The organism is Arthrobacter sp. P1_B9 (assembly GCF_056406495.1).
The window spans coordinates 368,518-394,020 of record NZ_JBFUAA010000001.1 but is presented as its reverse complement, the minus strand read 5'-3'; the positions used below and the strand labels follow the sequence as shown (position 1 = coordinate 394,020).

Genomic DNA, 25,503 nt, shown 5'->3' with positions numbered 1-25,503 from the left:
TTGCGGTGCGGGCTAGTTCAGCAGCGCATCCACGAAGCCTTCGGCGTCGAACGGCGCGAGGTCGTCGGCGCCTTCGCCCAGGCCGATCAGCTTCACCGGGACTCCGAGGGATTTCTGGATGGCGACGACGATCCCGCCCTTGGCGGTGCCGTCCAGCTTGGTCAGGACGATCCCGGTGATGTTCACGACCTCGGAGAACACCCGGGCCTGGTTGAGTCCGTTCTGGCCGGTGGTGGCGTCCAGGACCAGCAGCACCTCGTCCACCTCGGCCAGCTTTTCGATGACCCGCTTGACCTTGCTGAGCTCGTCCATGAGGCCCACCTTGTTCTGCAGGCGCCCCGCGGTGTCGATCATGACGACGTCGACTTCCTGGTCGATGCCGGCCTTGACGGCCTCGTAGGCCACCGAGGCCGGGTCCGCGCCGTCGATGTCCGACTTCACGGTGGGCACGCCGACGCGCTGGCCCCACGTGGCCAGCTGCTCGGCGGCGGCGGCGCGGAAGGTGTCCGCCGCGCCCAGCAGCACGTCCTTGTCCTCGGCCACGAGCACGCGGGCCAGCTTGCCCACGGTGGTGGTCTTGCCAACGCCGTTGACGCCGACAACCATCATGACGGCGGGCTTGTCGCCGTGGCGCTCGACGTTCAGGCTCCGGTCCATGGTCGGATCCACGAGCTTGATGAGTTCCTCCCGGAGCAGGGCCTTGACGTGCTCAGGGTCCCGCGTGCCCATCACCTTGACGCGTTCGCGGAGCGAGTCCACGAGCTGCATGGTCGGTTCGGTGCCGAGATCGGCCAGCAGCAGGGTTTCCTCGACCTCATCCCAGACGTTTTCATCGATCTTGTCTGCCGAGAGCAGGGCCAGGAGCCCCTTGCCGAGGATGTTGTTGGACTTGACCAGCCGCTCGCGCAGCCGCATCAGCCGCCCGGCCACCGGCAGCGGGGTTTCCACCGGGACGGTTTCCAGCCCGGCTGCGTCGTCCGGAACTTCGAGGGTTGGTTCTTCGAGTTCGACGCCGTCCGGCGAGGTCCGTGCCGGTGCCGGCGCCTGCGCGGGACGGTCCTCCACAAGGGTTCCGGCTCCCGGGGCCTGCACGGGGTCGTTTGCGTCACGCGGGCCGGTGTAGGTCTTGGCGCTCTTCCGGGTCTTCATGAGCACCGGGATCAGCACACCGAGGACCACCAGGACAGCGAAAATGGGCAGAATGATGGGGAGGATATCGTTCACTCCCCTAGCTTCTCACAAACCCCAAATGGGCCGTGGCCAGCGCTTTTGTTGCGCGCGGACGCCGTCGTGCCGGGACCTGGACGTTTGCCTAGATCTCCGCACTGAGCCGCTGGCTGATCACCGTGGAGACGCCGTCGCCGCGCATTGTGACGCCATAGAGGGCGTCGGCGACTTCCATGGTGCGTTTCTGGTGCGTGATGACGATCAGCTGGCTGGATTCGCGGAGTTCTTCGAAGATGGTGATGAGCCGGCCCAGGTTGGTGTCATCGAGCGCGGCCTCGACCTCGTCCATGACGTAGAAGGGCGAGGGCCGTGCCTTGAAGATGGCCACCAGCAGCGCCACGGCCGTCAGGGAGCGTTCGCCGCCGGAAAGCAGCGAGAGCCGCTTGATTTTCTTGCCGGCCGGGCGGGCTTCGACCTCGATGCCGGTGGTGAGCATGTCGGTGGGGTCGGTCAGGACCAGCCGGCCCTCGCCGCCGGGGAACAGCCGGGCGAAGACGCGGACGAACTGCCGGGAGGTGTCCTCGAAGGCCTCGGCGAAGACCTTCTGGACGCGGTCGTCGACTTCCTTGATGATGTCCAACAGGTCTTTGCGGCTGGCCTTCAGGTCTTCGAGCTGGGTGCTGAGGAACTGGTGGCGCTCCTCAAGCGCGGCGAACTCCTCGAGCGCCAGCGGGTTGACCTTCCCCAGGGCCGCGAGGTCGCGTTCGGCGCGTTTGAGCCGCTTTTCCTGTTCCGCACGGACGAAGGGCTTGCCGTCGGAAATCTCGCGTCCGTCCTCGTCCACCGGGGCGCGCAGTGCGGCCCATTTGTCCGCCGAGTCGCCGGCAGGGACCGGGACGGGCAGGTCCGGTCCGTAGTCGGCCACGAGCTGTCCGGCAGTCAGCCCGAGCTCCTCCACGCTCTTCAGTTCCAGCGCCTCGATCCGCAGCCGCTGCTGCGTGCGGGCGAGCTCGTCGCGGTGCACGGAGTCGGTGAGTTCGGCCAGTTCGCGGGCCAGCGCGTCGTTGCCGCTGCGGACCCCGGCCAGCTCAAGGTCCATGGCGTCCCTGCGTTCCTCGGCGCTGTCCCGCTCGCGGCGGGCCAGTTCCACGGACACGTCGATGAATCCGATGACCTGCTGCACGGCGCCGGCGACGGCGGCGGCGCGCCGGGCCTGGAGCCGGCGGCGGCGGGCCCGTTCCGCGGCTTCCTCGCGGGCGCGGCGTTCGGTGGCGGCGGCCCGTTCCAGCGACGCCGCCCGGTTGCGGGTGGCGGTGAGCTGTTCCTCGGCGCTGCGCAGGGCGAGCCTGGCCTCCATTTCGGCCGTGCGGGCCAGCGAGGCGGCCAGGGCCAAGGCATCCCGGTGCTCCGAGGAGGGTTCCTGCTCCGCGGGCGCTTCCTGGGCCGCGGCGAGCCGGGCCGCCACCGCTTCCAGCGCACCTTGTTCGCTGACAATCTGGGCCTCAGCCCTGGCCAGGGACGCGGCCAGCCGCTCACTTTCGGCGACGGCGCTGCGCAGCACCGCGTTCAGGTGGCCCAGGCGTTCGGCGACGGCCGCGAGTTTCGCGTCGGAATCGTGGAGTTTCGCGAGGGCCGCGTCGGCACGGTCCTGGGCTTCGGCGCGCCGGGTCCGGGCGGTGGAGAGTGCGAAGCGGTTGCGTTCGAGCGCGGCGGTGACGGCGGCCAGCTTCGACGCGGCGTCGTCGACGGCGGCCTGGACTTCCAGCAGCGACGGCGCCGACGCGGACCCGCCGGTCACGGTCAGCGCCGTGAAGACGTCCCCGGTCCGGGTCACGGCGGTCAGCTCGGGACGCGCGGCGATCAGCTGGGCTGCGGCATCCAGGTCCTCGACGACGGCGACGCCGGCCAGCAGGGCGGCCAGCGGCAGGCCGGCGGCGTCCGGTGCCGCAGCCGACACAAGATCCACCAGATCCACAGCCCAGCGCGCGCCCGCGGGAAGCGTGCTGCCGCTGGTTAATGCATCGGCCGTCAGCGCATCGGCCACCGGCGGCGGGGACCCGGCCGGGGGGCCGGCCAGCAGCAGCGCGGCACGGCCGGCGTCGTCCGCGCGCAGCAGCCGCACGGCAGCGGCGGCCGTCTGCTGGTCCCGGACCACCACGGCGTCGGACGCGCTGCCGAGTGCGGCGGCGACGGCGGCCTCGAATCCTGGATCCACGGTGATCATGGATGCCAGCGATCCCAGGACCCCGTCGGCCAGGTCCCCGGCCGCCGCACCGAGCACATGCCCGGAGCCGTCTTTGCGGTTCAGGCCCAGCTGGAGGGCATCGCGGCGGGCCATGAGGGCGCCGCGTTCCCGCTCGCCTTCGCGCTCGGCCGCCTTCAGGGCGTCAATTTCGGCGATGATGGTTTCGAGGGCCTCGCTCGCGGCCTCGTAATCGGCGTCGAGCGATTCCTCGCCGTCCTCGACCCCTGCGACCTGCGCTTCCAGGGCCGTGAACTCGCTGTGCGCCTGCCGGCGGCGCTCCTCGCCGGCCTTTTGCGATTCGCGGAGGCGGCCGAGCTCGGACTGGGCAGACTCGACGCGGGACCGTGCCGCGCCGACCTGCCCGGCGAGCTTGGCCAGGCCTTCACGCCGGTCCGCGGCGGCGCGGAGCAGGGCCGCGAGCCGCTTGTCCTCGGCGGCGGCGGCCTGTTCGGCGTCGTGTTTGGCGGCTGTCGCGGCGTCCAGGGCCTCGGTGCGGTCCAGGATCTGCCGTTCCAGCCCGGCCTGCTCGTCGCGGACGCGGGCGGCCTGCTGCTCCAGCTGGTCCGGGTCCCGGCCGGTGTCCGGAACCACGTCCGCGGCGCCGAGCAGGCGGCGGCGTTCCTCGGCGAGCGAACCGAGGGAACGGAGCCGTTCGCGCCCGGTGGAGAGCGAATACCAGTTCTCCCGCGCGGCGTTCAGCGCGGGCGTGGCCTCGGCTGCGAGCCCTTCGAGGACGGCCTGGCGCTGCCGCCCGGCCTCGAGGTCGTGTTCGACGACGGCGCGGCGTGCCTTGAGCGCGGATTCATCCGCCACGTCCTGCGCCAGCGCGGACTGCAGCGCAACGAGGTCGTCGGCCAGGAGCCGTGAGCGGGCGTCACGGACCTCGAACTGGACGCTCTGGGCGCGCCGGGCCACCTCGGCCTGTTTGCCCAGCGGGGTCAGCTGCCGCCGGATTTCRCCGGTGAGGTCGCTGAGCCGGGACAAGTTGGCCTGCATGGCTTCGAGTTTGCGGACCGTTTTTTCCTTGCGGCGGCGGTGTTTGAGGATGCCGGCGGCCTCCTCAATGAAGCCGCGCCGGTCCTCGGGGGTGGCGTGCAGGACCTTGTCCAGCTGGCCCTGGCCGACAATCACGTGCATCTCGCGGCCCAGGCCCGAGTCAGAGAGCAGCTCCTGGATATCGAGCAGCCGGCATCCCGCGCCGTTGATGGCGTATTCCGAGCCGCCGGTCCGGAACAGCGTGCGCGAGATCGTGACCTCGCTGTATTCGATCGGGAGGGCGCCGTCGCTGTTGTCGATGGTCAGCGAGACGTGCGCCCTCCCCAGGGGCGGCCGGCCCGAGGTGCCGGCGAAGATCACGTCTTCCATCTTGCCGCCGCGGAGGGTCTTGGCTCCCTGTTCGCCCATGACCCACGCCAGCGCGTCCACCACGTTGGATTTGCCCGAGCCGTTGGGGCCCACCACGGCGGTGACGCCCGGTTCGAATTCAAAGGTCGTCGCCGAGGCGAACGACTTGAATCCCCGGACGGTCAAACTTTTCAGGTGCAAGGCGCTTCGGTTCTCCTGGTCGGCGGACTGGTCCGCTGTCCGGCGAAAGCATGATTCGGACGGACACGGGGGTTCCGGGGCGGCCCCGGATACTTACAATCTACTGCGCATCTGCGGCCATTCCGCGCAGAACCAGCGCGAAGCCGCCGCAGATGGCTGAGGCCGCATATGCGGGAATTGACCTGCACGGGGCATAGTTAAGCTCTCGGGCTTGTGAGCGGCCACCGCCGGAGCGCAGGACGGACATGAAGAGGGGCTTGAATTGGTAGGCAATGCAACATTCCGGCACAGCAACACCGCTCTACTTTCGGTAAGCAGCGTCGAAGCTCCGACGATCGTCAGTTCCATGGATTTCGACCGCAGGCTGGCTTCGACCCTGCGGCGGCTGAGGGTCCCCCCGAAGCTGCTCGAACGGGTCGCGGGCATCACGCACCGGCGCTGGTGGGCCCCCGGGACATCGTTCGACGACGCAGCCATCGAGGCGGGGGCAAAGGCCCTGGCCGAGTCCGGCATCGAAGCGTCCGAGATTGGCCTGCTGATCAACACCTCCGTGACGCGGCGCAACCTCGAACCGTCCGTCGCGGTGAAGATCCACCACGGACTGCGCCTGCCTTCGTCGGCCATGAACTTTGATCTGGCCAACGCCTGCCTTGGATTCGTCAACGGCATGACGCTGGCGGCCAACATGATCGACTCCGGCCAGATCAAGTACGCGATGATCGTCAACGGTGAAGACGCCCAGCCAACGCAGGAGGCCACCCTGGCCCGGCTGCAGCGGCCCGAGACGACCCGCGAGGACTTCAACCGCGAGTTCGCCACACTGACGCTCGGCTCCGGAGCCGCTGCGGCCGTCCTGGGCCCGGCGGACGAGCACCCCGGGGCGCACCGGGTCCTCGGCGGCGTGATGCGTGCCGGAACCGAGCACCATGAACTGTGCGTGGGCAGCATTGACGGCATGGCCACCGACACCAAAGGCCTGCTCGACGGCGGCCTGCAGCTCGTGGTCGATGCCTGGCACGAGGCCCAGCCGGAGTGGGACTGGGCCTCGATGGACCGGTACGTCACGCACCAGGTGAGCAATGCCTATACCCAGGCCATCATCAACGCCATTGACCTGGACCCGGACAAGGTGCCGATCACGTTCCCGCATTGGGGCAATGTGGGCCCGGCCTCCCTCCCCATGACCCTCGCGGCCGAAGCGCAGACTCTCGCCGCCGGGGACCGCGTGCTGTGCATGGGCGTCGGTTCCGGCTTGAACACCGCCATGGTGGAAATCGTTTGGTAGCCGCCGACTGGCCCGGCGTCGACCCCGAATGGTCGCGCGAGATCGATGTGGCGTCCACCTCCGCCGCGGATGAGCCCGGCACCGTGCGCCGCTGGCACCTGCTGGACAACGGTGCCCAGCTCACGCGCCGCGGCCTGACTCCTGCCGGCACCCTGCTGTGCGTGCACGGCAACCCGACGTGGTCCTACCTGTGGCGGACCCTGTTGGCCGCCGGATCCGACCCCGCACATCCGTGGCGCGTGGTGGCCGTGGACCAGCTGGACATGGGCTTCTCCGAGCGCACCGGCACGTTCCGGCGCCTGGAGGACCGGATCAACGACCTGGGCGACCTCACCGCGGCGCTCGGCCTGGACGGGCCGGTCGTCACCGTCGGCCACGACTGGGGCGGCGTGATCAGCCTGGGCTGGGCCGTGGCCCATCTGCAGCAGCTCGCCGGCGTGGTGCTGACCAACACGGCCGTGCACCAGCCCTCCGGCGCCCGCATCCCGCCTGCGCTGCGGTTTGCCTTGCACCCTGCCGTGCACCGCTGGGGAACGACGGGGACGGACAGCTTCCTGCGCGTGACGCATGCCCTGGCCCGCCCGCCGCTCACCGCGGATGTCCGTGGCGCCTTCATGGCCCCCTATCGCGGCGCCGGCCGACGCGCCGGCGTGGGGAACTTTGTCGCGGACATTCCCGCCGACGCGTCCCATCCCAGCTTTCCGACGCTCAGCCGCGTCGCGGAAGGGGTGCGCGGGCTGGGGGTTCCGGCCCTGATGCTCTGGGGCCCGCGCGATCCGATCTTTTCCGACCGGTACCTCAAGGACCTCATCGGCCGGCTGCCGGACGCGAAAGTTCACCGCTTCGAGGGTGCCGGCCACCTGGTCGCGGAAGACCGGGACATCGCCGCGCCCGTCTTCGAGTGGCTGGCCGAGTGCGGGCCGGACAGCGGGCCGGCCGACGGCCCGGCCGACGACTCGATGCTGGAATTCGGGGCCGGGCCCCTGGAGCCCGGCGCCGGGGTCCCGCCCCTTTGGGCGCCCCTCGCCGAGCTGGCGGCGGGACCGGCGGCCGGGGATACCGCCGTCGCGGAAATGGTCACGGACGGCAGCGTCGCCCGTTCGCTCAGCTGGCAGGAGCTCGAACAGAACATCGCCGCCCTCGCGGCGGGCCTGCAGGACGCCGGTGTAGGGAACGGCACCCGGGTGAGCCTGATGGTTCCCCCGGGCGTGGACCTGACCGTGGTCCTCTACGCCTGCCTGCGGCTCGGCGCGGTGGTCATCGTGGCCGACGCCGGCCTGGGCACCCGCGGCCTGAGCCGTGCGGTGAAGGGCGCCACCCCGGACTTCCTCATTGGAATCGACAAGGCCCTGGCGGCCGCCTCGGTACTTGGCTGGCCGGGGCGGCGCATCAGTGTGCGGGACCTGCCGGCCCGCCGCCGCCGGCTCCTCGCCGTCGAGACCTCCCTCGCTGCCCTTGCCCGCCGCGGAGCCGGCCTCAGCCCCGGACTCCCCCGCCCGGGCACGGCCCCGGTTCCGGACCCGGGCGCCCCCGCCGCGGTGCTGTTCACCTCCGGTTCCACCGGGCCCGCCAAGGGCGTGGTCTACACGCACCGGCGGCTGGCAGCGATGCGCGATGCCGTGGCCGCGACGCTGGAGATCCGCCCGGGCGCACGCCTGGTGGCGGGCTTCGCGCCGTTCGCCCTGCTGGGACCGGCGCTCGGAGCCGTTTCAGTGACGCCCGCCATGGACGTCACCGCCCCCCGCACCTTGACGGCAAGCGCGCTGGCGCACGCCGCAGCAGCCATCGACGCCACGGTGGTCTTCGCCTCGCCCGCGGCGCTGCGCAACGTCCTGGCCACCCGGGCCGGCCTGAGCCGGGCCGGACACGAGGCGCTGGGGCGCGTGGAGCTGCTGCTCTCCGCCGGCGCGCCGGTCCCTGAAACCCTCCTCGCAGAGGTGCAGCGGCTGCTGCCGCGCGCCTCGCTGCACACCCCGTACGGGATGACCGAGGCGCTGCCCGTCACGGACATCAGCCTCGAACAGATCCGTGCCGCCGCGGCCGACGCCGCCGCCGGAACCATGGCAGGCGCCGGCAACGGCGTGTGCGTGGGCCGGCCGGTGCAGGGCGCCCGCGTGGCCATCATCCCGCTGGCCGCGGACGGCACCGCACCCGGGAACGAGCCCGTCAGGGAGGCCGGAGTGAGCGGGGAGATCCTCGTCAGCGCCCCGCACGTGAAAGAAGCCTACGACCGGCTCTGGCTGACCCAGCGCGAGAGCGTCCGCACGGCCGGATGGCACCGCACCGGCGACGTGGGGCACCTCGACGCCGCCGGCCGGCTCTGGGTGGAAGGACGCCTCGTGCACGTCGTGACGGCCCCGGGCGCCGTGGTGACGCCGGTGGGCGCCGAGCAGGCCATCGAACGCCTGGACGACGTCGGGATGGCAGCCGTCGTCGGGGTCGGTCCGTCCGGGACGCAGGCTGTCGTCGCCGTCGTCGAAACCGTTCCGCCGGTCCGCCGGGCCGGTCCCGCCGCGCCGCAGCTGGCGGGCCGCGTGCGGGACGCCGCCCGCGCGGCAGGGGTCAGTGTCTCCGCCGTGCTCGCTGTCCCCTCCCAGCCGACCGACATCCGCCACAACGCCAAGATCGACCGGAGCCGCCTGGCCCGGTGGGCTTCGGCGGTGCTGGCCGGCGGCCGTCCGGGCACGCCATGAGGGTCCTCGTCACCGGCGCGAGCGGGCTGCTCGGGCGGGAGGTGGCACGGCTGCTGGTGCGGCAGGGCCATGCCGTCAGCACGTTCCAGCGCCGCCCCTCCGGCGTCGACGGCGTAACGGACCTCCAAGGGTCCGTTGCGGACGAGGCCGCCGTGCGCCGCGCCGTCTCCGGCGCCGAGGGCGTCATCCACCTGGCCGCGAAGGTGTCCTTCACGGGCCGTGCCGCGGAGTTCGACGAGGTCAATGTCGAAGGCACGCGCCGCCTGCTCCGGGCCGCCCGCGAGGCCGGTGTGCGGGAGCTGGTGTTTGTCTCCTCCCCGTCCGTGGCCAATTCCGGGGCCGCCATCGCCGGGCTGGGCGCCGAGGCGGCGGACCCGGCCCGCGCGCACGGTGACTACTCCCGCACGAAGGCCGAGGCCGAACTGCTGGCGCTGGCCGCGGACTCGCCAGGTTTCCGGGTCACGGCGGTGCGCCCGCACATCGTCTGGGGCCCGGGTGACACCCAGCTGGTGGAACGGGTGCTGGAACGTGCCAGCCGCGGCCGCCTGCCGCTGCTCGACGCCGGTGCGGCCCTGATCGACACGACCTACGTGGACAACGCCGCTTCGGCCATCGTCGCCGCGCTTGACCGGATGGAGCACATCCACGGCCGGGCGCTCGTGGTCAGCAACGGCGAACCCCGCCCGGTCGGTGAGCTGCTGGCGGGCATTTGCGCCGCGGGCGGCGTCCCTGCGCCGTCGTGGACGGTGCCGGGCAGCCTCGCGCGGGCTGCGGGATCGGTGGTGGAGAAGGTGTGGTCCAGGTCCGGCCGGGCCGGGGAGCCGCCGATGACCAGATTCCTCGCTGAGCAGCTCTCCACGGCCCACTGGTTCGACCAGCGCGAGACCCGTGAACTCCTCAACTGGGCCCCCGCCGTTTCGCTTGACGAGGGCCTGGCGAGGCTGGCCGGGCACTACGCCCGGACGCCCCCTACCAGCGTCCGTTCCGCGGCCGGGGCTGGCAGACGGGGCAGGTGTACGAGGACCGGTTCATGAACTGTTCCCGCAGGAGCCGGCTGACCCGGCCGGCGGCGGCGCAGCGCTTGCACTCGAGCCCCTCCCGGCCGTAGGCGTTCAGGGAACGGTCGAAGTACCCGGAGGCTCCGTTGACGTTGACGTAGAGCGAATCGAAGCTCGTGCCGCCGGCGGCCAGGGCATCCGTCATGACCGCACGGGCAGCGTCGAGGACCCGCAGCGCATCGGGTCGGCGCAGGGTGTCGGTGGGCCGGGCGTAATGCAGCCGCGCCGTCCAGAGGGCCTCGTCCGCGTAGATGTTGCCGATCCCCGACACCAGGCCCTGGTCCAGCAGCGCCCGCTTGAGCCCGGTTTTACGGGCCCGCAGGCGCCGGTAGAAGGTCTCGAAGGAGAACCAGGGATCCAGCGGGTCACGGGCAATGTGCGCGGCTTCCTCGGCGATGAGCGGCAGCGGCACTTCGGCGAGGCCGCCAGGGCCGCCGTCGTCGGTGGGGATCAGCGAGGTCAGGAACAGGCCGCCGAAGATGCGCTGGTCCACGAACCGGAGCTGTTCGGGCATGCCGTCGGCTGGGCTGAGCCTCAGCCTGACCTTCAGGTGTTTTTCGTCCGGAACGCCGGGGTCCTGCATAAGCAGCTGGCCGGACATGCCCAGATGGGCCATAAGCGCGACAGCGGGGGCGGGCCCGCCGGCCGGGGTACCGTTTCCGGGCGGGGCGGGCGTGTCCGCCAGCGGCATCCACAGGAATTTGCCGCGGCGGACCACGTCCAGGACCCGCGCGCCTTCAAGGTTGCCGGCAAAGTCGTCCGGTCCCAGGGCGTGCCGGCGCAGGGAGCGCGGGTCCAGCACCTCGACGGAGGTGATGGTCCGGCCGCGCACCCAGCTCACCAGGCCGCGCCGGACCACCTCGACCTCGGGCAGTTCAGGCAACGCCGCTGCCTAGCTGCCGGTCTGGGACTGCAGCTGCTGCGGATCCGGCGCGGACGGGGCGGTCAGCCGGCGCCAGGCGTCGGCGGCGGCTTCCTGTTCGGCCTCTTTCTTGGAGTTGCCGGTGCCGGTGCCGTAGTCCGTGCCGCCGATCCGCAGCACGGCCTCGAACGTCCGGGCGTGGTCCGGCCCGGAGCCGTCGACCGCGTAGTTGATGGTCCCAAGCTGCCGGCTGGCGGCGAGCTCCTGGATGGAAGTCTTCCAGTCGGTGCCCGCGCCGAGGGCGGCGGCGTCCTTCAACAGCGGGCCGACCAGCCGCATGACCAGCTGCCGGGCAGTCTCGATGTCGTTGGAGAGGTAGGTGGCGCCGATCAGCGCCTCCATGGTGTCCGCCAGGATGGAGGCCTTGTTCTTGCCTTCGGTGAGCTTTTCGCCCTGTCCAAGGTAGATGTACTCCCCCAGCCCGATGCTGCGGCCGATGCCGGCCAGCGCCCGGGTGCTGACGACGGCGGAGCGGCGCTTGGCCAGGTCGCCTTCGGGCAGCGTGGGGTTGTCACGGTACAGCGCGTCCGTTACGGAGAACCCCAGGATGGAGTCGCCCAGGAACTCGAGCCGTTCGTTGGTGGGGATGCCGCCGTTTTCGTAGGCGTAGGAACGGTGTGTGAGCGCAAGACGAAGCGTCCCGGCGTCAATAGTGACACCGAGACGCTTCAGAAGCTCTTCAGTTGAAGACATCTTTTTCAGCCTGTTGGCGGATTAGACGTCTGCGACCTTGCGGCCCTTGTACTCAAGGAACAGCGCAGTGCCAGCCGAGTCGGTAACGACCTTTGCCTGGTGCGGCAGGCTGTACGTGACCTGGCCGTTCTCGACAGTCTTCACCAGGTGGGGGGCAGTTGCCTTCCACTGGGAGCGGCGGGCGCGGGTATTCGAGCGAGACATTTTCCGCTTCGGGACAGCCACGGCTAACTCATTTCTCTCTAGAAAAACACTTACAAATCAGTTTTGCCGGTCAGGCTTAGCCAAGTCAGCCAGGGCGGCCCAGCGAGGATCTACGACCTCGTGGTGATGCCCCGGCTCGTCTTCCAGGCGCACTCCACATTCGGAGCAAAGGCCCTGGCAGTCTTCCCGGCACACCGGCTGGAACGGCAGTATGGTGACAACTGCGTCCCGCAACACCGGCTCAAGATCGATCAGATCGTGCTCGACTCGACGTTGCTCTTCTTCGTCTTCTTCGTCGGAGAACACAGCATCCTCGTAGAAGAAAAGTTCTTGCACATCAACCTCTTGGTCATACGCAAGGGGATCCAGGCATCGGCCGCATTCGCCAGTAACTTCAACGTGCGCGGTTCCTGATACCAGAATTCCTTCGTGTACGGCCTCAAGCCGCAGGTCCAGCTCGACATCCGAGCCTTCCTGCACGCCAATGAGCGCCACGCCAAGATCACTTGGCGCGGGTACATGTTCCGTCAGCGTCCGCATGCTTCCCGGACTGCGTCCGAGGTCCTTGACGTCGAACGCCAAGGGCGAACTAGCATCTCGTTTAATGAGAACTCCTGTTGAACATATGACCGACGTACTATCTTAGCCTGAACTTCCGGACGGACTCAAACCGGGGGCACGCCGGCGGTTCACACCACAAGCGGCCTCGGATTCGGGCCTCGCAACCGGCAGCAGGCCGCCGAGTACCGGTCAAGCTTACACTTTGCGCGCCCGGTTCGGGACCGGCTCGCCCGGGGCCAGCCGTTTCAGCACGGAGCGGGGAACAAAGTCCGAGACGTCCCCGCCGAGGGCGAAGACCTCTTTGATGAGGGTGGAGGACAGGTGCAGGTAGTGGCTTTCCGCCGGCAGGAACACCGTCTCGACACCGGTCAGCTGCCGGTTCATCGTGGCCATCGGCAGTTCGTAGTCGAAGTCCGAGGACGAACGCAGGCCCTTGACGATCGCCGACACACCGCGCTGCCGGCAGTACTCGGCCAGGAGACCCTCCCCCACGGGTTCAACCACGATCCCGCGCAAGGACGCGAACGTTTCCCTGGCCATGTCGATCCGCTCCTCCAGGCTGAAGCGGTACTTCTTGGAATAGTTCGTGGACACGGCCACGATCACCTCGTCGAAGAGGCCCGCGGCACGCGCAATGACTTCCAGGTGTCCATTGTGGATGGGGTCAAAAGAGCCAGGGCAAACAGCGCGTCTCATGCTCCGAACCTACCGTATCCGCGCCGCAGCCCGGGATAACATGGCTGAATGTCAGCATCGAACAATCGCGCGACTTCTCCTTTCACTGTGCGGCCTGTCACTGTGCAGCCTGTCACTGCGCCGCCTTTCACCGTGGACGGCGGCGTGGTCCTGGTCACCGGTGCCGCCAGCGGCATGGGCCGGCTCTACGCCCTCCGCGCCGCCCGGGAAGGCGCCGGTGTGGTGATCCTCTGGGACGTCGACGCCGATGCCCTGGCCGGCACCGCCGCTGAAGTTGCCGCCCTGGGCGCCCGCGCCGTCCCCCGCACGGTGGACCTGGCGGATCGCGCCGCGATTGCCGGCGCCGCCCGGGAGGCCCGGGCCGAGGGGCCGCTGGCGCTGCTGGTGAACAACGCCGGGATTGTCCGCGGCGCGTACTTCTGGGACCACGCCCCGGACCGTGACATCGCCCTGACCATGGACATCAACGCCCTCGCCCCCATGTACGTCACCCTGGAGTTCCTGCCGGACATGATGGCCGCCGCCGGCCGCCCGCGCCGGATCCTCAACGTTGCCTCCGCCGCCGGCACGGTCTCGAATCCGCGGATGAGCGTGTACGCGGCCTCGAAATGGGCCGTCATCGGCTGGAGCGACTCGCTCCGGCTCGAGCTTGAACAGCAGGGCTACGGCCACCTGAAAGTCACCACCTTCTGCCCCAGCTACATTTCCACCGGCATGTTCGAGGGAGCCCGCGGTCCCCTGCTGACCCCGCTCATGACGCCCGAGGACGCCGTGGACAGGGCATGGCGCGCTACGGCCGCCGGGCGGCCGCTGCTGATCGCCCCCGCCATGGCCACGCTGGGGAAAGTACTCAAGGGCATACTGCCGGTGCGGGCGTGGGACTTCGTGGGCGGAAAGGTCTTTGGGATCTACACCACCATGGACAGCTTCACCGGCCGGGACGAGAAGGCGGGCACCCGATGAGCCCCCTCATGCCGTTGCCGTGGCAGCGCGCCGCAACCGGCGCCAACCTGCTCTCCCCCGATGGCTCGCTGGGCGTGACGATCTTCGAGGAGATGACCACCCTGGCCCTGAGCACGGGCGCCATCAACCTTGGCCAGGGCTTCCCGGACGAGGACGGCCCCGTGGAGATCAAGGAGGCCGCCCAGGCCGCGATCGCCGCCGGAGCCAACCAGTATGCGCCCGGCAAGGGCATCCTGCCGCTGCGGGAGGCGATCTCGGTGCACCAGCAGCGGTTCTACGGGCTGGACCCGGATCCGCAGACCGAAATCATCGTCACGACCGGCGCCACGGAGGCCATCGCCGCCGCCCTGCTCGCGCTGGTAGGTCCGGGAGATGAAGTGCTCACCTTCGAGCCGTTCTACGACTCCTACGGCGCCATCATCGGGCTCTCCGGCGCCACGCACGTCACCGCCCCGCTCCTGGCCCCGGATTTCATGCCGGACCTGGCCGCACTCGAGGCCGCGTTCAGCAACCGCACCAAGGTGGTGCTGATCAACAATCCGCACAACCCGACCGGAGCGGTGTTCCCCCGCGAGGTGCTCGAGCGCGTCGTCGAACTGGCCGCGAAATACGACACCGTCATCGTCACAGACGAAGTGTACGAGCACCTGACGTTCGGTGTGCGGCACATCCCGATCGCGACGCTGCCCGGGGCGGCGGAGCGCACGCTGACCATTTCCTCGGCCGGCAAGACGTTCTCCTTCACCGGCTGGAAGATCGGCTGGCTCTCCGGGCCGGAGGAGCTCGTGGCCGCCGCCCGGACGGTCAAGCAGTTCCTGAGCTACAGTTCCGGCACGCCCTTCCAGGCCGCGATCGCGGTGGGCCTGGGGCTTCCGGACGAGTTTTACGCCGGCATCGCCGACACCCTCCGGTACAAGCGCGACATCCTCAGCGAGGGACTGCGCGCGGCCGGCCTCGACGTGCTGACCCCGCAGGGGACCTACTTCGTCAACGTGGACACCTCACCGCTGGGGATCACCGATTCCGTGGAGCTGGCCCGCAGGCTGCCGGCCCTCGTGGGCGTCGCCGCGATCCCGGTGCCCGTCTTCTGCCACGCCGACGGCGCCGAACGCACCCGCAGCCTGCTCCGCTTCGCGTTCTGCAAGCAGCTGCACGTTCTGGAGGAGGCCGCCGAGCGGCTGGCGACCTTGCGCGACAGGCTGTGAACATGGCCGGGCAGCAACCCGGGGCCTCGCGGTTCCTGCGGACCACCGGGCAGCACGCCGTAATCGAACCGGATCCCTTTACCGACGGCGGCTTCGTGCTGAGCATCGGCGGCGCCGAGCAGTCCCACGTCAACCTGGCCGACCCCGCGGACATCTTCTACGAATACCTGCGCAGGATCGGGCACGTGGTAGACCTCGCCGCCCCGTGGGGCGAGCCGATCACGGCGCTGCACCTGGGCGCCGGGGCCCTGACGCTGGCCCGCTACATCCAGGCCACCCGGCCCGGCTCGGTTCAGTACGCCGTGGAGCTGGAGCGGGAACTGCTGGACTTCGTGCTCGCGCAGCTGCCCCTGCCGGAGGGAACCGAGCTGCACACGGTGATCGGCGATGCCCGCGACGCTCTCGCCGGGCTTCCGGCGGACCTGCGCTTCGACGTCGTGATCCTGGACATCTTCTCCGGGCCGGAGGCGCCGGAACACATCGCGTGTACCGGGTTCTACCAGGAGGCGGCGGCCCGGCTGACGCTGCGCGGCGTGTTGATCGTCAACGTGGGCGACGAACCCGGACTGACCCTGGTCCGGAGCCAGATCGCGGCCATGCGCCGGGCCATGGCCGACGTCTCGGCCTTCGCGGAGGCCGGAATGTTCACTGGCCGGTACCCCGGGAACATCATCCTGACCGGGACGCAGGGGCCGTGGCCGGAGGTCTGGACGGCGGCGCTCACGGCGCGCGGTCCGCATCCGGCCCGGCTGCTCGCCGGCGTCGATTTGGACGCGCTGGCCGGCTAGTCCCCTGCTTCCAGGTCCACGGCTTCCACAGCGTCCGCGGCTTCCACGCCGGGCTCGGTGAACCACAGCCGGGTTTCGCCGTACTTCTTCTCGGCAAACCGTTCCATCCCCTGGGGCCATGCCGGTTCGGGGCTCCGGGACGACCGTTCCACCACCACGACCGCTCCCTCGCCCAGGTGCGGCACCAGCTTGGCCAGCACGGCAGCGAGGGCCGGCTCGTCCAGGGGGTAGGGCGGGTCCAGGAACACCAGGTCCCAGATCGCGGAGCCGGCGGCCCGGTCGAGGAACGATTCGACCTTAGAGCGGTGCACGGAGACCACCTTGCGGCCCGTGACGGTGTTGACAAGATCGGCGTTCCGCTGGCAGACGGCGCTTGCCTTGGCGTCGAATTCGACCAGGTCCACGGAGTCCGCGCCGCGGCTGCCGCTCTCCACCCCCAGCGAGCCGGATCCCGCGTACAAATCGAGCACGCGGGCGCCGGCAATGACGTTGAAGGCGTCCAGCCTGGAGAACAGGGCCTCCTTGACACGGTCGGTGGTGGGCCGTGTCAGGTTCCCGGGCACGCTGTTCAGCGTGCTGCCGCCGGCCGCACCGGCAATGATCCGGCTCATGCGCGGACCCCCGCGGACGTGTTTGCCTGGCTCGTGGTCCTAGCCGCGTTCAAGGAACGCCTCCTTCTCGGGGTTCAGGTATTCATCGATCGCGGCCGCAAGCCGGGGCTGGCCCGCCAGCGCCGGATCGGCGGCCACGATCCGCTGGGCGTCCTGCCGGGCCCGGGCGATCACGTCCTCGTGTTCGAGGACGCGCAGCAGCTTCAGCGTAGAGCGCCCGCCGGACTGCGAGGCGCCCAGGATGTCGCCTTCCCTGCGGAGCTTGAGGTCCTCCTGGGACAGTTCGAAGCCGTCGGTGGTGGCGGCTACGGCATCCAGGCGGCGCCGGCTCGGATGGCCCGGCTCCAGGGTGGTGACCAGCAGGCAGGTTCCGGGCAGCCCGCCGCGGCCCACCCTGCCGCGCAGCTGGTGGAGCTGGGAGATGCCAAAACGGTCAGCGTCCAGGATCACCATGAGCGTGGCGTTGTGGACGTCCACGCCGACTTCGATCACGGTGGTGGAGACCAGCAGTTTGGTCTGGTTGGCCGTGAAGGAGGCCATGGTTTCGGACTTCAGGACGGGGTCCTGCCGGCCGTGCAGGGGCGCCACAGCCACCCCGGCCAAGGCCGGTTCGTCCTGGAGATGTTCCACGACGCCGGTGACCGAGGCGAGTTCCCGGGAACCGTTCTCGCCTTCGAGGTCCGCGGCGGACGGTGCGGCCTCGCCCGGGGTGAAGTCGCCGTCGTCGTCCGTGCCGATCTTGGGGCAAACGACGTAGACCTGGTTGCCGGCGTCGATCTCCTCCCGCGAACGGGACCAGATCCGGGTGGCCCACCCCGGGTGTTCCGCGAGCCCCACCACGTGGGTGGAGATCGGGGCGCGGCCGGCGGGGAGCTCATCGAGCACGGAGGTTTCGAGGTCGCCGAACACGGTCATGGCCACGGTCCGGGGAATCGGGGTGGCGGTCATGACCAGCAGGTGCGGCGGTTTGCTGGCCTTGGCCCGGAGGGCGTCGCGCTGTTCGACGCCGAAGCGGTGCTGTTCGTCCACCACGATCAGGCCAAGGTCGTAGAAGGAGACGTTGTCGCTGAGCAGGGCGTGGGTGCCGATCACGATTCCGGCCGTTCCGGAGGCGGCGTCGAGCATGGCCTGCTTCCGCGCCGCGGTGGGCATGGAGCCGGTGAGCAGGGTGACCTGGACGGCGTCCGGGCCGAACCCGCCGAGCATCCCGTCCCGGGAGAGCGGTCCGAGCGTGCGCCGGATGGATTCATAGTGCTGGGCGGCGAGGACTTCGGTGGGCGCCAGCAGGGCAGCCTGTCCCCCGGCGTCCACCACCTGCAGCATGGCGCGCAGTGCCACGATCGTCTTGCCGGAGCCCACCTCGCCCTGCAGCAGCCGGTTCATGGGCGAGTCCTGGGCGAGCTCATCGGAGAGCGTCTTACCGACGGCGGCCTGGCCGGCGGTCAGCGTAAACGGGAGCTGGCGGTCGAAGGCGGGCAGCAGCCCGTCCGGTGCCGGGCGGCGGGCGGTCGCTTCCTCGGCGGCGAGTTGGGCGCGGCGGCGGGCCAGGGCCGACTGGAGCACCAGGGCTTCCTGGTAGCGGAACCGGTCGCGGGCCCGCTGGTAGTCCGCCGGGGTTTGCGGGGCGTGGATCAGCCGGTAGGCGTCCGCGACCGGCAGGAACTTCTCCCGCGCCGCGATCTCGGCGGGCAGCGGGTCGCCGAGGGTTTCCAGTTCCACGGTGTCCAGCAGCGTCGAGATGACCTTCTGGATGGACCAGCTGGTCAGTTTCGCCGTGGCCGGGTACACCGGGATCGGCATGGCGGCGAGCTTCTCGGGGTCAATGCCCGGCGTTTCGGGGTCCTCGTCCAGCAGCAGGAAATCCGGGTTGGTCAGGCCGAGGGATCCGGCGTAGCGCGTGACTTTGCCGGAAAACATGGCGCGCCGGCCCGGCTGCAGCTCGGCCTTGGCCCGGAACCCGTTGAAGAAACTGACCTTGAGCGTGCCCGGCAGCGCGCCGGCGGCCCGCGTGGAAGCGGCACCGCCGGCGTCGTCGGAGATCACGACGTCGGTGAGGGAACCACGCCGGGCGCGCATGGGCCGGGTGCTGTTGGAGACCACCCGGGCGATCAGGGTCACTTCCTCGTCCAGCGGGACCTCGCTGATGGGTGTGAGCTCGCCGCGGCTGAGGTAGCGGCGGGGAAAATAGTTCAGGAGCCCGCCGACAGTGGTGATGCCAAGGTGTTTTTCGATGACAGCCGCGGAGCGCTTGCCGATGCGGCGCTCCAGGCCCAGTTCAAGTTCAGCGTGCATGTCCGTCGGGGTTTCGGGTTTCGGCGGCACGCGCAGTGGCAACTGAAGGGGCTGCGGTGGCGGCAACTGTGGCGGCCGGTGCCTCCGGGTCGCGCGGGACTGCGAGCTCGCTCACGGAAATGTCCGTGGGCTCGCCCAGGGAACGGATCAGCGCGACGGCGAGGTCCGCATCCAGGACGTGGACGTGGACGCGCCAGCGGTAGAGCCCGGCGGCGTCGGCGCCGCCGCCGACCTGGCTCATGATCACCGAGTCGCCCATTTCGTCGAGCCGTTGGCGCATCATGGCGGCGTCCAGCGGGGACAGGGAAATGGTGCACATGACTTCGACACCTTCGTCGCGCGGCATGCCGACGTGGATATGCGGATCCTGGACGTCGTAGCCGTGCAGTCCGTCCAGCAGTTCGCTCTGGAGCTCCTCGCCCAGCACGGCCGAACGGAGGCAGTCCAGGATGAGCAGCATGCCCACGCCGCCGGCGTCCACCACGTGGGCGGCCTGCAGGGCAGCGAGCTGCTCCTCCGTGCGGACCACGGCGGCCAGGGCCGCCTCGACGGCGGCGTCCAGGGCCAGGCCCAGGGTCTGGTTGCTGTCATCGCCGTCGTGTGCGGAGTCCACGGCGGCCGCGGCCCGGGCGGCAGCCTCCATGACGGAGAGCATGGTGCCGGGCACGGGATCACTCAGCGCGGACCAGGCCCGGATCTGGGCCCGGTTCAGGGCCGCAGCCAGCAGGGGTGAGCTGATCCGGGTGTGCCCGGCCAGGGGTTCGGCGGCAGCGCAGAGGAAGACGGCGAACAGGGTTCCCGAGTTGCCGCGGGCCTGCTCCATGGCAACCTGGCCGGCCTGCGCCAGGACGGCGCCAACGTCATGCAGGGTCGGGTCCGGCGCCGCGTGCGCCGCCCCGTCCGGGTGTCCCGGCACGGCGGCGTCCGCGGCGTGGGCCGCGGCGCGGACAGTCAGGTAGAGGTTGGTGCCGGTGTCGCCGTCGGCTACCGGAAAGATATTGATGGCGTTCAGGCGGTCGCTGTGGTTGCCGAGCGTGGTTTCCGCCTTGCCCAACCACCGCTTCATCGCTTGCGCGTTGGCGGCAATCTTAGTCTGCAAAGTGATCCCATCCCACAGCGTCAGCGGGCCTGCCCGCGATCGTTACTCCCGTGCTTTCGGTTGGTGCAGGGGCCTCTACCGAGCCTATCGCAGTGAACCCGGGAGGGAGCGGAACCCCTGCCGGGAAAGTGGCGAGCAGCCCATGGTCTTCACCGCCGCCGAGGACCCAGGCCATCGGGTCTGCCCCCAGCAGCTCCGACGCCGGCAGCAGCGGGGCGGCCAGCTCCTTCAGGGCGGCGGCGTCCAGGTTCAGCATTGCGCGGCTGGCGGCCGCCATGCGGTTTCCGTCCCGGACCAGGCCGTCCGAGATGTCCATCATGGCGGACGCCCCCGCCTCACGGGCCAGCGGTCCGGCGGCGAGCGGCGGCTGCGGCCTGCACTGGGTGTCCAGGAGGGAACGCTGCCCGGCGGTCAGGGCGCCCACCGGGACGCTCGACTCCAGCAACGCCAGCCCGGCGGCGGCCCGGCCCACTGTTCCCGCCAGGGCCACGGTGTCCCCCGGCCGGGCCCCGGAGCGCAGGACGGGCTCCTTGCCGTCAAGGGTCCCCAGGATCGCCACGCTGACCGCCAGTTCGCGGCCGCGGCCGAGGTCGCCGCCCGCCACCGCGCAGGCCGGAGCCCCCAGGCCCCTGATGCCGGCCACGAGGCCGTCCGCGAAATCCTCCACCCAAGAGACGAGGGTCTCCGGCGGCATGGTCAGGCTGACCACAACGGACGTGGCCCGGGCGCCCATGGCGTTGATGTCGCTGAGGTTTTGCGCCGCGGCCTTCCAGCCGACGTCGTACCCGGTGGTCCGGTAGCCGTTGTTCCATTCGAGCCGGAAATCCTGGTCCGCCACCTGGGTGTCGATGCTCAGCACGGTCCGCCCGTCCGGCGCGGCGACAATCGCGGCGTCGTCCCCCGGCCCCAGCAGCAAGTACGACGCCGCCGCCGGTCCGCCATTGGGCTGCGGGATCGTCAGCCGCGGAAAGATGCGTCCCAGCAGCTGGGACTCCGAGAGGCCGGCAACGGTCAGTGCGGCGTCCGCGGGCAGGGCATGGGGCACGGCGGTTTCGGGGACAGCGGTTTCGGGGACAGCGGTTTCGGGCACAGGTTCGGGCACAGTTTCAGGCACAGCCCTACGCTACCGCGAGGGACTGACCGTGCCGGGCCGTGGCTTCACGTGCTGAGTATTTCCTCCAGCCAGGCCTCGCCTGTGGACCGCATATCGAACCGCCCGACGTATTCGGCGGCGGCCCGTGACTCCTCTGCATACGCTTGGGGCGAACCGTTGAGGGCCGAGACCAGGGCCCGGATCTGGGACGTTGTCCCCCGGGTCCAGCGGTTGCTGAATATTTCATCCGCTCCGGGCCTCTGCCAGAACAGCGGTACGGCGCCTGATGCCATGCCCTCGGCGGGGGCGAGGTGAAAGCTCTCGTCCGAGCTGGGCGATAGGACATATCCGATCTTGCGCAGCCAGGAGGCCATGTCGGGGCCAAACGGTTCGAAGACCACGGCATCCCGCAGCGCCGGGGACCTGCCGATACGATCAAAGATCTCCAGGTACGCCTCGCGTTGGAACGGCTTCTTCCATTCGTACGGATACTCCCACGGCATTCGTCCGCGGACATGCAGGGTGTACCTGGGGTCCTCATCCAACAGCTCCTCGAGCAGGTCAAGGGCGCGGTCCAGGCGCTTGCGCATGGGGACGATGCCCACCAGCCCCAGCCGGAAGCGATGATCCGGTTCCTTGGATCTGCGGAGGTCCATGACGTCCACGGCGTTCGGGATGACCCGGATGGCGGTGCCGGTCCAGCCGGTACTTGCACGGGTGCGATCCACGTAGAGCTGCGAGACGCAGATCAGGGAGTCAATGTTTTCGGCGGCCACGTCGCTCATCCAGGGGCCGTTGAGCTCGAACATGTGAAGACGCACAATGAGCTTCTGCCTCCGCCGTTTGTTGTTCGAGTACCAGACGGCGTTGGGCCCGCACCATTCACAGATGATCACGTCGGCCCAGTCCCTGAGCCGCTCGGACTCCTTGACGTCGTGCTGATGAAGTGAGGTCCAGTGGTCGAAGGCGAGTTCGATGTCGTCCCGCATCTCGAGGACGGACACCAGCTCGCCCGCAAACTTTAGGTCGTGACCGGCAATCAGCACCCGCGTCTTTTGCCTGGACCGCGGGCTGCGGGCGTAGTCGCCTTCGGACCGTTCGAAATAGGCCTTCAGCCGGGCCGCCGATGCTGAAATCGAGTAGTACCGGACACGATTGGACACTTCCTCCTTCAGCTCGGCAAGGGATCCCCTCGCCGCCAGAAGCGTGCTGAGAACGCCCTCCGCCGAATCGTCGTCGACATACAGCGGATAGTCCGCGCCGAAAAGCTCCAGGTGCTGAGCATTGCGGTTCACCATCGGCGGCACCCCAAGGGCCGCGTACTCGAGCACCTTGGTCGAAATTTCGAGGCTGGCGTCCATGCTTCGATCCCGCCAGCTCAACCCGACGTCGTGCCGGCTGACTTCCTTTGCGGCCTCATCACGGGACATCCCGCCCAGCCAGTCGATCCCCGACGAGCCCACCGCCGCCTCCATCGTGGCCGACCACTGCGGGTCCTGGAGGTCGTGCTGGAACTTGTCACCGATCATCGTCAACGCCAGGGGAAGGTTGTGTTCCCCGGCCGTCACCGGGAGGGAGCACATTTCCAGGGTCCGCCATTTCCTGGCGAACTTGCCGGAGTAGACCGCACTCAGTTTCCGGCCGGTGCCGGATGAGCCTCCCCGCAGGTCAAAGTATTCATCGGGCACCATGGGCGTGAGGACCAGGGTCTTTCCCGCGGCCTCGGGAATCGTCGCCTCAACGTAGGAGCGTGCGGCCTCAGTCTGCACGAAGAAGCGCCGGCATTGTCCGACGGTCCTTCTGAGCACCGCGCGGTCTTTTTCGGAAAGCCGGGAGCCGGGATGGGCGATGTCCGTGATGTAGAGCCACGACTTGGGACCCAGGACTTTGGAGTTTGCGACGTGCGCCGCGACCTGGGTGCCTCGGGCGATCACGACGTCGAACGGCCGCTGCGCGTCAAGCTGGGCCATGCGCTGGGCTGCGGTGCGGGGCTGCAGCGCCTCGATGTCCGCGCTCTCGCCAGGTTGGGCGATTTCCACGCCGGGCATGTCAGCTATCCGGTCAAGCAGCCGCGTCTTCGACACTTGGGTCTTGAGAAGTACGCAGACTTCGGAGCCCGTTCGGGATAACGCCTCGGCCATGGAGACGAGCCAGACCGCGGACCCGTCGATGATGTTGAGGTCGACGTCCCCGTAGAGGAGGATCTTCCGCATGGACCCGGTGGTATCAGGGCGAGCCAATGAGCGCTCCTCTGTTCATTTTGGCAAAAGTTTCCAGCGAAGTGAGCAATCCGAACCGGTAGTCTTCGGTCCACTCCGCCAGGGATGAACGCTCCGAAAACACCACATCCGACGCTGCTTCGAAATCCGTGGTGTAGATATCTGATTCCAACCGTGTTCTCACAAAATAGGCCGRCATCCCTTGGGACCTGCACTCAGCGAGGGCACGGAGTATTTCGTTGGCAAGCAGCGTCCCTGCAGCGGAATCGGCTCCGAACCAGATTCCGGCCGTGAAGGCGCTGTCATCGATAACCAGCGCGGACCCCCGGCCGTTCGCGATCTGGGCCGCGATGGTGCTCGGCCGCAGTGGTTCCAGGGCGTGGGCATCGCCCAAGTACCGGTAAAGCTCCTGGCCCATGATCGAGTAGACAACCCGTCCGCCCCACGGCGCCGTTACAGGCGCTCCGAGGTAGCGGAGGATTTTGGCCTGGCGGTCCCGGTCATCTGTCACAGCGGCCGCGAGCCGGCCGACTGCCCGTCCGGCAGTCGGAGCCGCGGTGGGAACGGACTTTGTGCGCTCCGCCGCGGGAGCCGTGGCCTTCGCCGCGGGGGCACTGGCCTTCGCCGCCGGTGCGGACAGCCCGCGTACCAGCTCGTGCAGTTCCCTGTTGCGCGAGTGGGCCTTCCGGGCTTCGGTTTCCTGCAGCCACCGCATACTGACCAGCTGCGAGACGGCCATCACCGCCATGAGTGCGAAGAGTGCCAGGGGCAGAACCGCGAGCGCCGGCTGCCTGAGCACGAGGCAGAGGATTCCACTGAGTACTGCGGCCGCGCCGCAGAAGGCCATCGCCATGACCACCCGGCTTTTGAAGGCTGTGCGCAGTGTCTGAACGAGCCGATCGATCATGAGCTGAAGACTCCCCGGGTATCGACGAGGAGCTTGCCGGCCAAGGCTTCGGCGGGCAGGGCCCGGACGGCGTCGTGGTCGACAAGCACCACCACGAGCGAGGAACGGTTCACTGCTTCCTCCAAGGGCACCAGCCGGACGTTCTCCCGGTGCTGCAGGCGCCCGGGCAGGCTGTCGATGTGGGGCTCGGCGACGTTGATCCGGGTGGCCGGCATCGATTCGGCGATGCCTTGGGCAATGTCAATGGCGGGAGACTCACGCAGGTCGTCAATGTTTGCCTTGAACGCGAGCCCCAGGACGGCAATCTCGGCGTTCCTGGGCAGGCCGGCAAACGCGTCACGCACCTGGTCCAGGACCCAGCGCTGCTTCTCGTCGTTGACGGTCCGGGCCGCTCTGATCAAGCGCGACTCGGCAGGTGCTGCGGCGACGATGAACCAGGGATCGACGGCGATGCAGTGACCCCCGACGCCGGGTCCCGGCTGCAGGATGTCGACGCGGGGGTGGTGGTTTGCCAGCCGGATCAGTTCCCAGACGTTGATGCCCAACTTTTCGCTGATGACCGAAAGCTCATTCGCAAACGCTATGTTGACGTCGCGGTAGGAGTTTTCCACCAGCTTGGCCATTTCCGCCGTCACGTCGTCGGTGATCAGGATCTCGCCCTGGCAAAACACCGCATACAGGTCTTTCGCGAGATCGGCGGCGCGCCGGGTGATCCCGCCAACAATCCTGTCGTTGGTGACAAGCTCGATCATGACTTTGCCGGGCAAGACGCGCTCGGGGCAATGGGCCAGGAGAATCGCGGGCCTGCCGTCGGCGCCGTCCAGCGATAGGTCCGGCCGGAGCGAGACGATGTACTCGCCCAGATGGCGGGTTGCCCCCGGGGGCGACGTGGACTCAAGGATGATCAGTTCGCCACCTTGCAACACCGGCGCGATCCCGCGTGCGGCCGCCTCGATGTAGCTCAGGTCAGCCCTCTTGTCCGCCGTGAACGGCGTCGGAACGGCGACTATGAACGCATCAGCGGCGGGCGTTTCGGTGGTTGCCTTGAGCCGGCCCTGGCTGACGGCACCGGCGACGTGGATCCCCAGGTCTGGCTCGACGAAGGGCACACGCCCCTCGTTGACTGCGTCCACCGTCCGCTGATTGACGTCAACGCCGATGACGTCAAGGCCGTTGGTTGCCAGTATCGCGGCTGTGGGCAGCCCGATGTACCCCAGTCCAATGACGGCGATGGTCCGAAAGTCAGTCAATCTGGTA

The 25,503-nt window shown here is 69.2% G+C and carries 20 protein-coding genes; 6 read left to right on the top strand and 14 right to left on the bottom strand.

Going from position 1 to position 25,503, the window contains the following annotated elements:
- Window positions 1-12 precede the first annotated feature (12 nt).
- Both ftsY and smc read right to left on the bottom strand, forming a co-directional pair.
- Window positions 13-1,224: a signal recognition particle-docking protein FtsY gene (gene ftsY, locus AC1D1A_RS01635; RefSeq protein WP_028276845.1), complete on the bottom strand. Its 1,212-nt coding sequence runs from the start codon at window positions 1,222-1,224 to the stop codon at window positions 13-15.
- Window positions 1,225-1,312: 88 nt separating this feature from the next.
- Complete coding sequence (gene smc, locus AC1D1A_RS01630; protein ID WP_476946992.1) at window positions 1,313-4,957, bottom strand: chromosome segregation protein SMC; 3,645 nt, start codon at window positions 4,955-4,957, stop codon at window positions 1,313-1,315.
- A gap of 262 nt (window positions 4,958-5,219) precedes the next feature.
- Between smc and AC1D1A_RS01625 the strand changes: the two genes are divergently transcribed.
- The 3 genes from AC1D1A_RS01625 to AC1D1A_RS01615 are packed head-to-tail and all read left to right on the top strand — an operon-like array spanning window position 5,220 to window position 9,969.
- Window positions 5,220-6,242 carry a 3-oxoacyl-ACP synthase III gene (locus AC1D1A_RS01625; protein WP_476848951.1) on the top strand — a complete coding sequence of 341 codons (1,023 nt, stop codon included), beginning with the start codon at window positions 5,220-5,222 and terminating at the stop codon, window positions 6,240-6,242.
- Window positions 6,236-8,935, top strand: coding sequence for an alpha/beta fold hydrolase (locus AC1D1A_RS01620; protein WP_476946991.1), 2,700 nt, complete (start codon window positions 6,236-6,238; stop codon window positions 8,933-8,935). Before AC1D1A_RS01625 ends, AC1D1A_RS01620 begins: the two co-directional genes overlap by 7 nt.
- Window positions 8,932-9,969: an NAD-dependent epimerase/dehydratase family protein gene (locus AC1D1A_RS01615; RefSeq protein ID WP_476946990.1), complete on the top strand. Its 1,038-nt coding sequence runs from the start codon at window positions 8,932-8,934 to the stop codon at window positions 9,967-9,969. The genes AC1D1A_RS01620 and AC1D1A_RS01615 overlap by 4 nt, the downstream gene beginning before the upstream one ends.
- On the opposite strand, the gene mutM is transcribed toward AC1D1A_RS01615, so the two are convergent.
- The 5 genes from mutM to coaD form a co-directional block, all read right to left on the bottom strand.
- Entirely contained in the window at window positions 9,905-10,876 is a 972-nt protein-coding gene (gene mutM / locus AC1D1A_RS01610) for a bifunctional DNA-formamidopyrimidine glycosylase/DNA-(apurinic or apyrimidinic site) lyase (RefSeq protein ID WP_476946989.1), read from the bottom strand. The genes AC1D1A_RS01615 and mutM overlap by 65 nt on opposite strands.
- A gap of 9 nt (window positions 10,877-10,885) precedes the next feature.
- Window positions 10,886-11,608 carry a ribonuclease III gene (gene rnc, locus AC1D1A_RS01605; RefSeq protein WP_079553422.1) on the bottom strand — a complete coding sequence of 241 codons (723 nt, stop codon included), beginning with the start codon at window positions 11,606-11,608 and terminating at the stop codon, window positions 10,886-10,888.
- Between the two features lie 21 nt (window positions 11,609-11,629).
- Window positions 11,630-11,833 carry a 50S ribosomal protein L32 gene (gene rpmF, locus AC1D1A_RS01600; protein ID WP_009356569.1) on the bottom strand — a complete coding sequence of 68 codons (204 nt, stop codon included), beginning with the start codon at window positions 11,831-11,833 and terminating at the stop codon, window positions 11,630-11,632.
- Between the two features lie 36 nt (window positions 11,834-11,869).
- The gene (locus AC1D1A_RS01595; protein WP_079553424.1) at window positions 11,870-12,394 is read right to left on the bottom strand and encodes a YceD family protein; all 525 of its coding nucleotides are present in this window, start codon (window positions 12,392-12,394) and stop codon (window positions 11,870-11,872) included.
- Window positions 12,395-12,568: 174 nt separating this feature from the next.
- The gene (gene coaD, locus AC1D1A_RS01590) at window positions 12,569-13,069 is read right to left on the bottom strand and encodes a pantetheine-phosphate adenylyltransferase (protein ID WP_223916485.1); all 501 of its coding nucleotides are present in this window, start codon (window positions 13,067-13,069) and stop codon (window positions 12,569-12,571) included.
- A gap of 102 nt (window positions 13,070-13,171) precedes the next feature.
- Here coaD and AC1D1A_RS01585 point away from each other — a divergent pair, with 102 nt between their 5' ends.
- The 3 genes from AC1D1A_RS01585 to AC1D1A_RS01575 are packed head-to-tail and all read left to right on the top strand — an operon-like array spanning window position 13,172 to window position 16,025.
- Window positions 13,172-14,032 carry an SDR family NAD(P)-dependent oxidoreductase gene (locus AC1D1A_RS01585; protein ID WP_476946988.1) on the top strand — a complete coding sequence of 287 codons (861 nt, stop codon included), beginning with the start codon at window positions 13,172-13,174 and terminating at the stop codon, window positions 14,030-14,032.
- Window positions 14,029-15,237: an aminotransferase class I/II-fold pyridoxal phosphate-dependent enzyme gene (locus AC1D1A_RS01580; RefSeq protein ID WP_476857250.1), complete on the top strand. Its 1,209-nt coding sequence runs from the start codon at window positions 14,029-14,031 to the stop codon at window positions 15,235-15,237. The genes AC1D1A_RS01585 and AC1D1A_RS01580 overlap by 4 nt, the downstream gene beginning before the upstream one ends.
- Before the next feature lie 2 nt (window positions 15,238-15,239).
- A complete protein-coding gene (locus AC1D1A_RS01575) occupies window positions 15,240-16,025 on the top strand; it encodes a spermidine synthase (RefSeq protein ID WP_476946987.1) in 786 nt (261 codons plus the stop codon).
- On the opposite strand, the gene rsmD is transcribed toward AC1D1A_RS01575, so the two are convergent.
- The 7 genes from rsmD to wecC form a co-directional block, all read right to left on the bottom strand.
- Window positions 16,022-16,636, bottom strand: coding sequence for a 16S rRNA (guanine(966)-N(2))-methyltransferase RsmD (gene rsmD / locus AC1D1A_RS01570; protein WP_476857249.1), 615 nt, complete (start codon window positions 16,634-16,636; stop codon window positions 16,022-16,024). The two genes, AC1D1A_RS01575 and rsmD, sit on opposite strands and share 4 nt — an antisense overlap.
- Before the next feature lie 39 nt (window positions 16,637-16,675).
- Entirely contained in the window at window positions 16,676-18,928 is a 2,253-nt protein-coding gene (locus tag AC1D1A_RS01565) for an ATP-dependent DNA helicase RecG (RefSeq protein ID WP_476946986.1), read from the bottom strand.
- Window positions 18,918-19,994, bottom strand: coding sequence for a DAK2 domain-containing protein (locus AC1D1A_RS01560; RefSeq protein WP_476947067.1), 1,077 nt, complete (start codon window positions 19,992-19,994; stop codon window positions 18,918-18,920). The genes AC1D1A_RS01565 and AC1D1A_RS01560 overlap by 11 nt, the downstream gene beginning before the upstream one ends.
- A gap of 22 nt (window positions 19,995-20,016) precedes the next feature.
- Window positions 20,017-21,042, bottom strand: a complete 1,026-nt coding sequence (gene thiL / locus AC1D1A_RS01555; protein ID WP_476947066.1) for a thiamine-phosphate kinase — start codon at window positions 21,040-21,042, stop codon at window positions 20,017-20,019.
- Between the two features lie 143 nt (window positions 21,043-21,185).
- Window positions 21,186-23,360 carry a glycosyltransferase family protein gene (locus tag AC1D1A_RS01550; RefSeq protein WP_476946985.1) on the bottom strand — a complete coding sequence of 725 codons (2,175 nt, stop codon included), beginning with the start codon at window positions 23,358-23,360 and terminating at the stop codon, window positions 21,186-21,188.
- Window positions 23,347-24,246 carry a hypothetical protein gene (locus AC1D1A_RS01545; protein ID WP_476946984.1) on the bottom strand — a complete coding sequence of 300 codons (900 nt, stop codon included), beginning with the start codon at window positions 24,244-24,246 and terminating at the stop codon, window positions 23,347-23,349. The genes AC1D1A_RS01550 and AC1D1A_RS01545 overlap by 14 nt, the downstream gene beginning before the upstream one ends.
- The gene (wecC, locus tag AC1D1A_RS01540) at window positions 24,243-25,496 is read right to left on the bottom strand and encodes a UDP-N-acetyl-D-mannosamine dehydrogenase (RefSeq protein WP_476946983.1); all 1,254 of its coding nucleotides are present in this window, start codon (window positions 25,494-25,496) and stop codon (window positions 24,243-24,245) included. The genes AC1D1A_RS01545 and wecC overlap by 4 nt, the downstream gene beginning before the upstream one ends.
- Window positions 25,497-25,503 lie beyond the last annotated feature (7 nt).